We start from the raw sequence: 12,768 nt of genomic DNA, 5'->3' as shown, positions 1-12,768 counted from the left end.
CAGCAAAAAAGCCCGACAGCTTGCGCTGCCGGGCTTTTTTTGTGGGAAATAACAGCTTATTTGCTGTCGTTGCCCGGGCCAAAGCCACCGTAGACATAGCCTTCACCGGGGCTGCGCAGGGCGTTGCGCGTGCTCATCACGGTGTCGCGGTTCTTGTCGACGTCGGCGGTGTTCAGCATGATGTCGTTCGCTTTGGTCGAAGCGTTCGGGTTCCGCATGCGGTCATTGTTGCCATAGACATCGCTTGTCTCAGCGGTCACCGAGGTGTCGAGAAAAATGTCGTTGTAGCGGGTGGAGTTATCGGCAGCGGCAGCGGTGGAAATCAAAGCGGCGGCGGCGGTGGTCAGAATGAGTTTCATAATGTGTTCCTTCAGGTTTATCTTAAATCGCGTCATTGCGATGTCATCGTTTGTGGTGAAGTAACGGGTGTCCGATCATGAAAGTTTCGCCCCTGCAGCAAGATTGGGTGCGATCCGGGGCGTTTGAGCGGCGCAGGGGCTGGTTTGCGCGGTAATATGCGTTGTATATCAAATGGTTATCTTAATCATTGCGGCGTTTCACAAGTCATTCACGCTCCTGTGTTAGTTGCTACAGCCGCCCCGCATGCTCGGGAAACGGCCTCATACAGAGCAGCGCAACAGCCATCTTTCTGCAAAGCAGCACGATCAAGCGCGCTTCACGGCGGCTCGTCGCCTGCGGGCCAGCCAGCCGAACTAAAACCAACTTAGAAAAATGCAGAAATTCCCGTGAATTTCGCCTTGTCACCCGGGCGCTACCTCTCTAAACGGGTCGACGGAGACGTGGCCGAGTGGTCGAAGGCGCTCCCCTGCTAAGGGAGTAGGCCCGGAAGGGTCTCGAGGGTTCGAATCCCTTCGTCTCCGCCACCCAGACCAAACCTGTGGCACTGCGCCCTGCGTGGGCTATCTCCCCCCAATTCCACCCAACGTACCCCCGCTTTGCGAATTCGTTACATTTGCGCGGCACGGTTTTGGCAGCCCTCCGCCTTATTCTCGGCAGATTTTTAGGCGAGCATTCTCACCATCCGGGGGGACCAAATCCTAGGCGGTCGCAGTGGCGCGATGCCCTGTCGCCATGCGAAAGGGAGGTTCCAGATGTTGGTTAACGTTAGAGACTGGTCTCGTATCCTACACAATTGCATCTTTTCCGATGCCGACCAGTCGCTTTGTGCAAGGGCATGGCAATATCGAGAGGCGAGCCGTCTTTGGGCCCTTTGGGTTGTGGTTTTCACCCCTTCTCATTGTGAACGAAGTTTCCGTCACCATCGCAAAATACTGCGCCTCAAGGCGCGCAGGTCGCAAGGCAACCGGGGTTGGCGCGACAGCAATCGGCCCACTCTCTGACCTCGGAATTATTCTGCTGAGCAGTTGCATGCAGATGCATTCAGGTTCACTTTGCCGGCAACGCAACAGGCGGCCGGTTTGACCGCGCCGCTGGCCTTACCCAAGCAAAGGACAGCTATGCTTCGTCACGATCCCATCTACCCGTCCCACCGATCCCCCGTGGTTGCCGACAATGTCGTCGCGACCTCTCAGCCATTGGCCACGCAGGCCGGGCTTTTGATGATGCAGCAGGGGGGCAATGCGGTGGATGCGGCGATCGCCACCGCCGCGGCGCTGACGGTGGTGGAGCCGACGGGCAATGGGCTGGGGTCTGACGCCTTCTGTATCCTGTGGGACGGCGAGAAACTGCACGGGCTCAACGCCTCGGGCCGGGCGCCAGCGGCATGGTCGCCCGAGCGGTTTCCGGATGGCATGGTCGAACATGGTTGGGACAGTGTGACCGTGCCGGGGGCGGTCAGTGCTTGGGTTGAATTGATGGAGAAGTTCGGCACGCTTGATCTGGCGACCGTGCTGGCCCCGGCGATCCGCTATGCCGAAGAGGGCTTCCTCGTTTCGCCCACCATCGCGACGCTCTGGGCGCGCGGGGCCGAGGTTTTGGGCAAGCAGCCGGGCTTTGCCGAGACATTTCTGCCCGAGGGCCGCCCCCCGCGCGCGGGCGAGCGGTTCCGCAACCCCGGCGCCGCACGCACCCTGCGTCTGATCGCCGAAACCAATGGCCGCGCCTTTTACGAAGGCGAGATCGCGCAAGAGATCGTGGCCCATGCCAAGGCCAATGGCGGCGCGATGACCATGGACGATCTGGCCGCCAACAAGCCCGAATGGTGCGGCACGATCAGCCAAAGCTTCGACGATGTGGACCTGCATGAAATTCCGCCAAACGGGCAGGGGATCGCCGCGCTCATGGCGCTTGGTATTCTGGAGCATAGCGACATTCGCACCCATGGGGCCGACGACCTGATGGCGGTGCATTTGCAGATCGAAGCCTGTAAGCTCGCCTATAGCGATCTGCATGCCTATGTGGCGGACCGGACGGCCATGACAGAGGTCGACGAAAAGGCGCTGCTTGATCCGGCGTACCTCAAATCTCGCGCCGCGCTGATCTCAGCCGACAAGGCGCAAGATTTCGGCGCGGGTGCGCCGAAACAGGGCGGCACGGTTTTGATGAGCACGGCGGATGCCTCGGGCATGATGGTTAGCTTTATCCAGTCGAACTACGCGGGCTTCGGCTCGGGCGTGGTGGTGCCGGGGACGGGGGTCTCGATGCAGAACCGTGGCTTTGGGTTCACCACCGAGGCGGGGCATCAGAATATCGTGGCGGGTGGCAAGCGGCCTTTCCACACGATCATCCCCGGTTTCGCGATGAAGGACGGCCAGCCCTTGATGGCCTATGGCATGATGGGCGGCCCGATTCAGGCGCAGGGCCATATGCAACTGCTGCTGCGCACGCAGCTTTGGGGGCAGGACGTTCAGGTCGCCGCCGATGCGCCGCGCTGGCGGATCCTATCGGGGCTGGAGGTGGCTTGCGAACCGGCGATGGCGCCTGATCTTTTGCAAGGGCTGCGCGATCTGGGCCATGTCGTCCATGTCGAAGCGCCTGACAATGCTTTCGGTTTTGGCGGGGCACAATTGGTGCAGCGCTTGCCCGAAGGCGGCTATTCCGCCGGGTCCGATCCCCGCAAAGACGGGCAGGCGGCGGGATTCTAAGCCGCAGGGTATCTGCCCTCAGTAGGATTGGCATGGCCCGGTATCGGGCCATGCCATTTTATTTTGAACGCTCAGCCCTGAGCGCGTTTCGCATCAACCGACCATGGCCCCGGACCGGCAGCCGCAAGGTAGAGGAAGCCGAAGCTGTAAAGCGCGGCCAGTTCACCGCCATTCAGCATCGGGAAAAACCCCTGCGGCATATGTGCGATGAAATAGGCCGCAGCCATCAGACCGCTGAGGATAAAGGCCGACAGTCGCGAGAACAGGCCGATCACCAGCAAGACGCCGAAGATCAGTTCAATTACGCCCGCGATGCCACCTAAGGAGGCGATCGACACGCCGCTCATCTGGCTGGTCGGGAAGCCGAGAATTTTGCTCGTGCCATGTTGCAGGATCAACAGGCCCGACATGATGCGAAAAAGCGATAGTATCTGCGGCCGGTATGGGGAGAGGAAGGTCATGATTTTCCCTTTCAGGACTATGGGTTGTGCTCACCGGGCCAGTATCAATCCCAGTCCGCGCGACCCGTCCAGCCTCAAGCGCCGGGGAGGGGGATATGTCACGTACCTGTGATTTAGGCGCGCCCGAAACCGCGGGCGACAGATGCTAATTTCAAGCAGAGGCAAATAATCGAAAAAAAATCGCCACAAAGGATCAATTGCCCTTGCGCACCCCGGACTGCCCGCGTTAAAGAGCCGCTGTCCGAAGGCGTTGCCCGAAAGACAGACATAGGCATTCCGGCGTAGCTCAGCGGTAGAGCAGTTGACTGTTAATCAATTGGTCGTAGGTTCGATCCCTACCGCCGGAGCCAAATCTTCTACTTATTAAAGATTTTCGAGCTAAGCCCCCTTCCGGGGGCTTTCGTCGTTTGGGCTTGGGGCGACATTTGGGGCGACCCGAATTTACTTGCGATCGACCTTTTGCAGTGCTCCCGCGCGTCGGTCATTCCAACAACGCCCTGCGTGGGGTCGCCCGACCGCAAGCTGTCCCCCAGATTTCTGTAAGGTAAAAAAAAGTGGGGTGCCGGTCAGCCCAGCGATCAGATCGACCAAGCGGTGTGAGGTTCGCTTGGTTCAGAAAACGCCGATAGCGCCAATGCCATCGAACCAGCAGGCAATGCCGCACGCCTCAAGAGTTCATAAGCGATGTGGCCCGCCCGATCTGGGCGAGCCTCTTGATTAGAAGCCTTCGGGCAAAAGGTCCGCTGGGATGTTCTGATAGCACACTGGGCGCAGGAAACGCCGGATCGACAGGGTGCCGACCGAGGTTGCTCCGAAGTTGGTCGAGGCTGGGTAGGGCCCGCCGTGAACCATGCTGTCGGCCACTTCGACGCCGGTGGGGAAGCCGTTGACCAGTAGGCGCCCGGCTTTGCGTTCGATGATTGGCATCAGACGCCGTGCAGTTTCAGTGTCCGCGTCGTCCATTTGCAACGTGATCGTAAGCTGGCCTTCCAGCCCCTTGGCGAGGCTCTCCATCTCTTCGATTGACCCGGTCCGAACGACGAGGCCAAGCGGGCCAAAGACCTCTTCCCCAAGCTCGTGATCCTGCAAATAGGCCGCGCTATCGGTCTCATACAGGTTGGGCAGGGCGTTGCGGCCTTCGCTTTCGGTGGACAGGCGCGGCTGCACGGCATTGCGCCGATCAAACTGGGCCTTGCCGTCGCGGTACGCCTGCGCGATCCCGTCAGTCAGCATCACCTGCGCAGGTGCGTCTTGCAGGGCTGCGGTCGCGGCTTCGACAAAACTGTCGCCTTCCGCGCCTTTCGGCACAACTGCGATGCCGGGGTTGGTGCAAAATTGGCCCGCGCCCATTGTCAGCGACCCGGCCCAGCCTTCGCCAAGGGCTTGGCCGCGCGCTTTACACGCCTCGGGCAGCACGAACATCGGATTGACCGAGCCGAGTTCGCCGAAAAACGGGATTGGCTCGGGCCGGGCGGCGCAAAGGTCGAACAATGCGCGGCCCCCGCCAAGCGAGCCGGTAAAGCCCACGGCTTTGATAAGCGGATGCTGCACCAGCGCCTGACCGACCGTGCGATTGCCGCCTTGGATCAGGGAAAAGACACCTTTTGGCATGTCGCATTTTTCAATCGCGGCATGCACGGCCTCGGCCACGATCTCGCCCGTGCCGGGGTGGGCGGAGTGCCCTTTTACGACAACCGGACATCCTGCAGCCAGCGCCGCGGCGGTGTCGCCCCCGGCGGTGGAAAAGGCCAGCGGGAAGTTCGACGCGCCGAAGACGGCAACAGGGCCAATCGGGCGCTGGACCATGCGCAGCTCCGGGCGGGGCAGGGGCTGCCGGTCGGGCAGGGCTGGATCAATCCGCGTATCAAGGTAGTCGCCCTTGAGAATATGATCGGCGAAAAGCCTCAGCTGCCCTGTGGTGCGCCCGCGTTCACCGTTCAGCCGCGTTTCGGGCAGGCCGGTTTCGCGCGTGCCGATATCGGTGATCGCCTCGGCGCGGGCTTCGATTTCGTCGGCGATGGTGTTGAGGAATGCGGCCCGCGCCTCGCGGGTGCTATAGCCGTAGGACCAGAAGGCGGCCTCTGCCGCTTCGCAGGCCTGATCGACGAGCGCCGTTGTCCCGACGCTAAAATCATGCGCCGGACCGCTGGCGGGTTCGGAAGCAAAGGTCTGCTCAGCGCCGACCCATGTGCCGGCAATCAAATGTTTACCATGCGGGGTAAAGCTCATGCTGCTGTCTCCTTTTGAGAATTTCTGACCATTTTGCAGGCAATCTCGAAAGCGGCGCGGCTGGCACCGAGGTCGGCTGTGCCTTGGCCTGCGATGTCAAATGCCGTGCCATGCGCTGGGGTGGTGACGGGCACCGGCAGCCCGCCTTGAACGGTCACGCCGCGGTCAAACCCCAGCAATTTAAGGGCGATCTGGCCTTGGTCGTGATACATCGTGACCACGGCGTCGATCTCGCCTTTCGTGACTTTGAGAAAGACGGTGTCTGAGGGCAGGGGGCCGGTGACAGCCATTTGACCGCCTGCCATGTGACGCACTGCCGGTTCGATCACGTCGATCTCCTCACGGCCAAAGTTGCCGCCGTCCCCGGCATGGGGGTTGAGCGCTGCAACGGCGATGCGGGGCCGCGCGTGACCGGCTTGCCGCAGGGTGCGGTCGATCAGGCGAGTGGCTTCTTGGATGCGGTCGGGGGTGATGGCATCAGCCACGTCCCGCAGGGCGATATGGCTGGTGACCCGGCTGGTCCACATATCGTCGAGCGTGTTGAGTTCGGAAATATAGTTGGTCACGCCGAGTTTTTCGGCGATGTAATGCAACTCATCGGAATGCCCGATCCCAGCCATATGCATCGAAGCCTTGTTGAACGGGGCGAAGACAATCGCGTCGATCACCCCCTCCTGCACAAAGGCGAGCGCTTGGTCGAGGACTCGTAGCGTGGACCGGCCCGAGGCTTCGGTGCTTTGGCCAATGACGACATCCTCGGCCCCGATGGTTTCCATCTCATGCAGGGCGATTGGCGCATGCGCCGTCCAATCCTGTGCCGCCGCATCCACCGCCGTCAGTGTGTGGTCGCACCCAGCTTGGCGCTGCCCCATCTCAAAGACATGACGGTCGCCGATCAGCAGGATCTGCGCCTGATCGCAGCAGTCATCGGCCAGCAGCCGGGCGACAAGTTCCGGCCCGATGCCGCTGGGGTCACCGGGGATAACACCAATTCTTGGGGTCATGTTCACTCCGTTTCTGTATTGTGGTCCTTGGCTTTGCCGTCTTCTTGCAAAGCGTTTTTGGTATTGGTGACGGCCGAGGCGAGGTGATGGCGCAGCGCCTCGGATGTGGCTTTGGGGTCGCGCCGCGACAGGGCGTCGACGATGGCGCGGTGCTCGGCCAAGGTTTGGCCACGGCCCGAGCGCCGTTGCGAAGATTGAAACCGCGCCCGCCACAGCCGCGCATTGAACTTGAGATGCGTATCGATCAGCGGGGCGTTGCGGCTTGCCTGCACAATGGCTTCGTGCATCTGCATATCGAGGCGAAAGGATTCCAGCGGGGAAAGGGTACTGTCTCCGGCCTCAATCTGGCGCTGATACTCGGCCACTTGAGCGATCTCGGCATCTGTGATGCAGGCGCAGGCCAACTCCCCGGCCAAGGCTTCGAGTGCCCCCATGACGATCAGGTTCTGTTCGATCTCATCCAGCCGGGGGTTGGCCACTTGGGGGCGGCGGGTGACCGAATATTCGATCAACCCGTCCTGTTCGAGAATGGTCAGCGCACGGGTCAGGGGGGTGCGGCTGATGCCCAAGGCAGCGGCCAGATCACGCTCTGAGATATGCGCCCCGGCGGGCAGTTTCTCTAGCAAGATCAACTCGCGCAGCTTGTCGGCGGCGACCTCTACCAATGTGGCGCGGGGCCGCGCGAGGGCAAGCTCGCCCGTGTCGAGGTCCGTGATGTCGGTCTTCTTGCTCATGTCATTTTCCCCAGCTCAGCACCACCGGCTCAAGCGGCCGGATCAAGCGGAGTAGGGACTCTCGTGTCTGAGGATGCAATGGGGCAATCGGGTGACGACAGAATTCTGACCGGATCACGCCGCCTTCGACCATCGCCGCTTTGGCCGAGCGGAAGCCGCATTGACGGTTTTCATGGTTCACTGCGGGCAAGACGCGGGCATAGGCATCGGTCGCGGCCCGAAGGTCGCCAGCAGCGAAATGGTCGATCACCGGCTTGATCTGGTCGGGGATCATGGCGCTGGTCATGGCGCCAGTGGCCCCGGCTTCGAGATCGGCGAGCAGCGTGATCGCCTCTTCGCCGTCAAAGGGGCCTTCGATGGCGTCGCCACCTGCCGCGATCAAGTCACGCAGCTTAGTTGCGGCCTGCGGGCATTCGATCTTGAACAGACGCACCTCTTCGATCTCGCGCGCCATGCGCACCAGCAGGGGCACTGGTAGGTCCACCCCCGAAAGCGGCGCATCTTGCACCATGATCGGGATGCCGACTTCGCCCACTTGGGCAAACTGCTCAAAGCTTTGCTCTGCGGAGCCTTTCAGCAGCGCCCCATGGTAAGGGGGCATCATCATGACCATCGCGGCACCGTGGTCTTTGGCGTGCTGCGCGCGGGCCACGGCGATTTGGGTGGCGTAGTGGCTGATGGTGACGATGACGGGCAGCCGCCCCGCCATATGTTTGAGCGAGACCTCGGTCAAAAGGCGGCGTTCCTCATCGGTGATCAGGAACTGTTCAGAGAAATTGGCGAGGATGCAGATGCCATCGCTGCCCTGATCGACCATACAGTCGATCACACGTTTCATGCCCTCGTAGTCGACCGTGCCGTCATCGTTGAACGGGGTAGGGGCGACGGGCCAGATGCCGGAGTATTTGGTCATTCTGTGATCTCGAAATTGGAAAGATGTTTGTCGGAAATGGTGATGCCAAGGCCGGGTTTATCGTCGTCAAGCTGCAAGAAACCGTCCTGCGCTTCCGGGTCGCCTTCGAAGATGTAGTAGAACAGCTCATTGCCGACCTCGACATCGAAGACCGGGAAGTATTCGGACATCGGACAGTTAATATTGGCCATGGTCAGGTGATAGTTATGCATCTGCCCGGCATGTGGGATGACCGGGATCTGCGCCGCCTCGGCGATGGCGTTGATCTTTTGCGCCGCCGTGATGCCGCCAACGCGGTTGGTGTCATATTGCAGCACGCTGACCGCGCGGCGGTTGATCAGTTCGGCGCAACCGATCACGCTGTATTCATGTTCGCCGCCCGAGATTGGGACAATCCCCATGGCGTTCAACTCGGCATAGCCTGCCACATCGTCGGCGATCACCGGCTCTTCGAGCCAGCGCGGCTCGTATTTCGCCAGTTTGGGCAGCATCCGCTTGGCGTAGTCGAGGTTCCAACCCATGTAGCATTCGAGCATCAGGTCTTTGTCGTAGCCGATCACCTCGCGCAGCGCTTCGACCCGTTTGAGGTTCTCGCGCATGCCTGCCATGCCGTCCTTCGGGCCAAAGCCAAACCGCGTTTTAAAGCCAGTGTAGCCGTGCTGCATCGCCTCTTCCGCTTCGGCCTGCATGCTTTCGACAGACCCTGCGTAAAGCTTGGAATAGTAGACCGGGATTTTCTCTTTGGTGCGCCCGCCCAAGAGTTTGAACACTGGTTTACCGACCAGTTTGCCCATCAGATCCCAGATCGCGATGTCGACGGCCGAGATCGCGGTCATCCCGACCCCCTTGCGGCCCCAAGCGTGGCTGCGGCGGTACATCTTCTCCCACAGATAGGCGTAGTCGAAGGGGTCTTCGCCAACGACCAGCGGGGCGAACCATTCGTCGATCGCCTGTTTCACCAGCGTCGGGGCCAAGGCCGCATTGCCGATGCCGATCGTACCGTCTTCTGTCTCGATCTCGCAGGTCAGCCATTGGTGAAAACGAAAACTCGCCATGGCATCGCCCTTAATCCAAAGGGCATCTGACGCATTGGTGCAGAAATTCCCCGAGGGGGGCACGGTCGGCCCTTTCCAGTTCCAGACACGGGTGCGGACGGATTTGATCTTAGTCATCAGGGCCTCTCATTTTTCGCTGTTTCTCGTTCTGCCGGACACTTCCGAAGACGAATCATGTTGACATCACTCTTAGCATCATATTGGAGTTTTGGAATGCCAAAATGCTAAAGCGCCAAATTACGGAGGGGAAGGAATGAAAAATGAACGACTGCACAAGCTGCCGCGCGTTCGTGGCTCATTTCCCGATAGGCAAAGGTGCAATGGATGCGGCAGAACTTTCTTAACCAACGGAGGAGATACGATGAAAACCCTTACAAAGAGCCTGAGCGCCAGTCTGGCCGCGGCGACCTTTGCGCTTGTGACACCCGTGGCCGCGGACACCTATGTGGTGGCCGTGGGTGCGGCGTCGAACAGTCTGCAGGGCAAAAGCGCCGCACGCTTTGCCGAACAGCTGCAAGAGCAACTGGGCGACGCCCACACGGTGGAATTCTATGCCGATGCGCAGCTCGGCAACGAAAAGGAACTGATGCAAAAGCTGCGTCTGGGCACCGTGGATTTCACGCTGATCTCTTCCATCATGACCAACGTTGCGCCCGAATTTGCGCTATTTGACATGCCGTTCTTGGTACAGGATCGCGCGCACCTAAAAGCAATCGACGCCGAGATCGTGCAGCCCGACTTGGCCCCATTGGCGCGCAAAGCGGGGCTTGAAGTGCTCTCCACTTGGGAAAACGGTTTCCGCCAGATCACCAACAACGCTCGCCCGATCAACACCCCCAGCGATTTGGACGGGCTCAAGATCCGCACGCCGTCTTCTGAATGGCGGGTTTCGATGTTCAAAGAATGGGGCGCAAACCCAACGCCGATGTCTTTCTCTGAAGTGTTCGTGGCCCTTCAGACAGGCACAATGGACGGGCAGGAAAACCCGCTGACCAATATCGTCGGCGCGAATTTCCAAGAGGTGCAGGGCTACCTCAGCCTGACTGGCCACGTCTATTCACCTACCTATCTGACCACCGGGGCCGAAACTTGGTCGGAACTTCCCGATGAGGTCAAAACCGCCGCGACCGAAGTTGCCGCATCCGTTCAGGACTGGTCGCTGGACCAAGGCGAAACCGCCGACGGTGAACTGGTCGAGAAGGTCCGCGCAGCGGGGGTAGAGGTCAATGAGGCCGACAAGGCCGCCTTTATCGAAGCCTCCGCGCCGATCTACGCTGCCTTCTCCAGCCAAGTGCCGGGGGGCGACGCGCTCGTCTCGCGCGCGCAAGAACTGGCCAAGTAAACGCAGCTTCGCCCCGGTTGGCATGGGCTGGCCGGGGCCACTCAGAACAGGAGACAGGCATGGTCGCTAAGATCGAGCGTTTACTTCTTTGGGCAATCGAAACGGTTTGCCTCGCGCTGTTGGTGACACTGGCGGGAGCGGTCGTTTATTCCACCACCATGCGTTACCTCGGTGCATCCCCCGCATGGTACGATGAGATCGCCAGCGTCCTGCTGGCTTGGCTCACCTATTTCGGCGCTGCCTATGCGGTGTTCATGCGCCAACACATGGGATTTTCGGGCATTGTCATCGCCTTGCCGAAATCTGCGGCCATCGTGCTGACATTATTTTCCGAGCTGCTCGTCATCATCTATTTCTCCGTCACAGCCTATTACGGCAATGCCGTGTTGGCGGTGGCGAAGTGGGATTCCCTGCTTTCCTTGCGCTGGATGACTTTGGACATCGTGCAATCGGTGATCCCGATCGCATCTGTCCTGATGATCATCGGCACCCTGTTGACCCTGCCGCGCGCCCTGCGCTTGGCCGCGCAAGGGATTGATCCCGAACATGCAGAAATCGACAAAGCCATCGCCGAGGCCGAGGCCGAAACCGCCACGCTCGACCTAAAGGACACCGCCAAATGATCCTCCTTTACACCACCATTGCCCTGATCACTCTGATCTTGATCAACGTGCCCATCGCCGTCGCGATCGGGGTGACCTCTATGGCGGGCTTTCTGCTGACTTCCGGGCCAGACGCCTTCTATGACATGGTGATCAAGCTCTATTCCGGCTCGACCTCTTTTCCGCTGATTGCGATTCCGTTGTTCATTCTGGCGGGCAATCTGATGAACACCTCCGGCATCTCGCTGCGGCTGATCAATTTTGTCACCGCGCTGATCGGCTTTATCCGCGGCGGGCTTGGTATGGTAAACATCGGCGTCTCGATGGTCTTTGCCGAGATCTCTGGCTCGGCTGTGGCCGATGTGGCCGCAACCGGCACCGTCCTGATCCCCGAGATGAAGCGGCGCGGCTATTCACGGACATTGGCGGCGGCGATCACATCCTCTTCGGCATCGCTTGCCATCATCATCCCGCCCTCGATCCCGATGATCCTCTACGGGGCCATTGCCGAAACCTCGGTGATCAAGCTTTTTGTCGCGGGGGTCGTGCCCGGCCTTTTGGGGGCCTTTCTGTTGATGACGGTGACCTATGTGCTGGCCGTCCGCTATGACCTGCCGCGTGCCGAGAGCTTTGATCTGGGCCATGTGGGCCGGACCTTCAAAGAGGCGTTCTGGGCCTTGACCATGCCGGTCATCATCCTTGGCGGTATCTTTTCTGGTTTGGTCACCGCCACCGAAGGCGCGGGGCTTGCGGTTATGGCGGCCTTGGTAATCGGGCTGTTCATCTACCGTGATCTGGATGTCTCGCGGCTCCGCAAGACCATGCTCGAAGGCGTCAGCCAGACCGGCGTGGTGATGCTGCTGGTGTCCACCTCCGCCGCCTTGGGGTTGTTCCTGACCCAAGCGCAGGTGCCGCAAACTTTGGCGGCCCAGATCACCGATGTCACCACGAACCCGCTGATCGTTCTGGCACTGTTGAACCTGCTCTTGCTGGTCTTGGGGATGTTCCTGCATGGGGCCGCCGCGATCATCTTGGTCGTGCCTGTGGTGATGCCCCTGGTCAATGCGGTGGGGATTGATCCGATCCACTTCGGCATCATGGTAACGCTGAACCTTGCGATCGGTCAGCAGACCCCGCCTGTGGCATCGGTGCTTATCACCTCCTGCTCCATCGCCCGCGCGGGCATCTGGGAAACGTCTCGCACCAACTTGCCGTTCATCGCCGTGTTAGCGTTTGTCCTGCTTTTGGTGACCTATGTGCCCGAGGTCTCCCTCGCGCTGACGCACTACCTTGATTGAGCAAGATTAATGCATTCTCGGGTGGGTCATCCTGCCCGAGACTGCATGCGTTTTGCTGAGACTAC

The 12,768-nt window shown here is 60.3% G+C and carries 11 protein-coding genes and 2 tRNA genes; 6 read left to right on the top strand and 7 right to left on the bottom strand.

The window, feature by feature from the left end; genetic code table 11:
- Positions 1-56: 56 nt before the first annotated feature.
- Positions 57-359, bottom strand: a complete 303-nt coding sequence (locus J3456_RS05390; protein WP_349579244.1) for a hypothetical protein — start codon at positions 357-359, stop codon at positions 57-59.
- Positions 360-794: 435 nt separating this feature from the next.
- Between J3456_RS05390 and J3456_RS05385 the strand changes: the two genes are divergently transcribed.
- Together J3456_RS05385 and J3456_RS05380 are read left to right on the top strand one after the other, a co-directional pair.
- Positions 795-884 (top strand) — tRNA-Ser (locus J3456_RS05385).
- A 594-nt stretch (positions 885-1,478) separates the two neighbouring features.
- The gene (locus J3456_RS05380) at positions 1,479-3,065 is read left to right on the top strand and encodes a gamma-glutamyltransferase family protein (protein WP_349579243.1); all 1,587 of its coding nucleotides are present in this window, start codon (positions 1,479-1,481) and stop codon (positions 3,063-3,065) included.
- A 71-nt stretch (positions 3,066-3,136) separates the two neighbouring features.
- On the opposite strand, the gene J3456_RS05375 is transcribed toward J3456_RS05380, so the two are convergent.
- The gene (locus J3456_RS05375) at positions 3,137-3,526 is read right to left on the bottom strand and encodes a DoxX family protein (protein ID WP_259948397.1); all 390 of its coding nucleotides are present in this window, start codon (positions 3,524-3,526) and stop codon (positions 3,137-3,139) included.
- A 275-nt stretch (positions 3,527-3,801) separates the two neighbouring features.
- Between J3456_RS05375 and J3456_RS05370 the strand changes: the two genes are divergently transcribed.
- Positions 3,802-3,876 (top strand) — tRNA-Asn (locus J3456_RS05370).
- 367 nt (positions 3,877-4,243) lie between these two features.
- On the opposite strand, the gene J3456_RS05365 is transcribed toward J3456_RS05370, so the two are convergent.
- Genes J3456_RS05365 through J3456_RS05345 form a run of 5 tightly spaced genes read right to left on the bottom strand, consistent with a single transcriptional unit; the run spans position 4,244 to position 9,578 of the window.
- Entirely contained in the window at positions 4,244-5,755 is a 1,512-nt protein-coding gene (locus J3456_RS05365; RefSeq protein ID WP_349579242.1) for an aldehyde dehydrogenase (NADP(+)), read from the bottom strand.
- Entirely contained in the window at positions 5,752-6,759 is a 1,008-nt protein-coding gene (locus J3456_RS05360) for a 4-hydroxythreonine-4-phosphate dehydrogenase PdxA (protein WP_349579240.1), read from the bottom strand. The genes J3456_RS05365 and J3456_RS05360 overlap by 4 nt, the downstream gene beginning before the upstream one ends.
- A gap of 2 nt (positions 6,760-6,761) precedes the next feature.
- Entirely contained in the window at positions 6,762-7,493 is a 732-nt protein-coding gene (locus J3456_RS05355; protein WP_349579239.1) for a GntR family transcriptional regulator, read from the bottom strand.
- 1 nt (position 7,494) lies between these two features.
- Positions 7,495-8,406, bottom strand: coding sequence for a dihydrodipicolinate synthase family protein (locus J3456_RS05350; RefSeq protein ID WP_349579238.1), 912 nt, complete (start codon positions 8,404-8,406; stop codon positions 7,495-7,497).
- Positions 8,403-9,578 carry an L-rhamnonate dehydratase gene (locus J3456_RS05345; protein ID WP_349579237.1) on the bottom strand — a complete coding sequence of 392 codons (1,176 nt, stop codon included), beginning with the start codon at positions 9,576-9,578 and terminating at the stop codon, positions 8,403-8,405. Before J3456_RS05345 ends, J3456_RS05350 begins: the two co-directional genes overlap by 4 nt.
- Before the next feature lie 244 nt (positions 9,579-9,822).
- On the opposite strand from J3456_RS05345, the gene J3456_RS05340 reads away from it, so the two are divergent.
- From J3456_RS05340 to J3456_RS05330, 3 genes are read left to right on the top strand one after another with little or no spacing between them, the layout of a single operon-like run.
- Positions 9,823-10,803 carry a TRAP transporter substrate-binding protein gene (locus J3456_RS05340; protein ID WP_349579236.1) on the top strand — a complete coding sequence of 327 codons (981 nt, stop codon included), beginning with the start codon at positions 9,823-9,825 and terminating at the stop codon, positions 10,801-10,803.
- A gap of 59 nt (positions 10,804-10,862) precedes the next feature.
- The gene (locus J3456_RS05335; RefSeq protein WP_120350529.1) at positions 10,863-11,426 is read left to right on the top strand and encodes a TRAP transporter small permease; all 564 of its coding nucleotides are present in this window, start codon (positions 10,863-10,865) and stop codon (positions 11,424-11,426) included.
- Entirely contained in the window at positions 11,423-12,703 is a 1,281-nt protein-coding gene (locus J3456_RS05330) for a TRAP transporter large permease (RefSeq protein ID WP_349579235.1), read from the top strand. Before J3456_RS05335 ends, J3456_RS05330 begins: the two co-directional genes overlap by 4 nt.
- The last annotated feature ends 65 nt before the right edge of the window (positions 12,704-12,768 follow it).

The sequence above is a fragment of the Sulfitobacter sp. NFXS29 genome (assembly GCF_040148765.1).
In the GTDB taxonomy this organism is placed as follows: domain Bacteria; phylum Pseudomonadota; class Alphaproteobacteria; order Rhodobacterales; family Rhodobacteraceae; genus Sulfitobacter.
Note: the sequence above shows the minus strand (reverse complement) of the source record. Positions and strands in the feature narration are given on the sequence as shown.

Excerpts from the sequence above, each read along its gene's own strand:
- J3456_RS05390 (WP_349579244.1), bottom strand. The coding sequence starts at position 359 with ATGAAACTCATTCTGACCACCGCCGCCGCCGCTTTGATTTCCACCGCT.
- J3456_RS05380 (WP_349579243.1), top strand. The coding sequence starts at position 1,479 with ATGCTTCGTCACGATCCCATCTACCCGTCCCACCGATCCCCCGTGGTT.
- J3456_RS05375 (WP_259948397.1), bottom strand. The coding sequence starts at position 3,526 with ATGACCTTCCTCTCCCCATACCGGCCGCAGATACTATCGCTTTTTCGC.
- J3456_RS05365 (WP_349579242.1), bottom strand. The coding sequence starts at position 5,755 with ATGAGCTTTACCCCGCATGGTAAACATTTGATTGCCGGCACATGGGTC.
- J3456_RS05360 (WP_349579240.1), bottom strand. The coding sequence starts at position 6,759 with ATGACCCCAAGAATTGGTGTTATCCCCGGTGACCCCAGCGGCATCGGG.
- J3456_RS05355 (WP_349579239.1), bottom strand. The coding sequence starts at position 7,493 with ATGAGCAAGAAGACCGACATCACGGACCTCGACACGGGCGAGCTTGCC.
- J3456_RS05350 (WP_349579238.1), bottom strand. The coding sequence starts at position 8,406 with ATGACCAAATACTCCGGCATCTGGCCCGTCGCCCCTACCCCGTTCAAC.
- J3456_RS05345 (WP_349579237.1), bottom strand. The coding sequence starts at position 9,578 with ATGACTAAGATCAAATCCGTCCGCACCCGTGTCTGGAACTGGAAAGGG.
- J3456_RS05340 (WP_349579236.1), top strand. The coding sequence starts at position 9,823 with ATGAAAACCCTTACAAAGAGCCTGAGCGCCAGTCTGGCCGCGGCGACC.
- J3456_RS05335 (WP_120350529.1), top strand. The coding sequence starts at position 10,863 with ATGGTCGCTAAGATCGAGCGTTTACTTCTTTGGGCAATCGAAACGGTT.
- J3456_RS05330 (WP_349579235.1), top strand. The coding sequence starts at position 11,423 with ATGATCCTCCTTTACACCACCATTGCCCTGATCACTCTGATCTTGATC.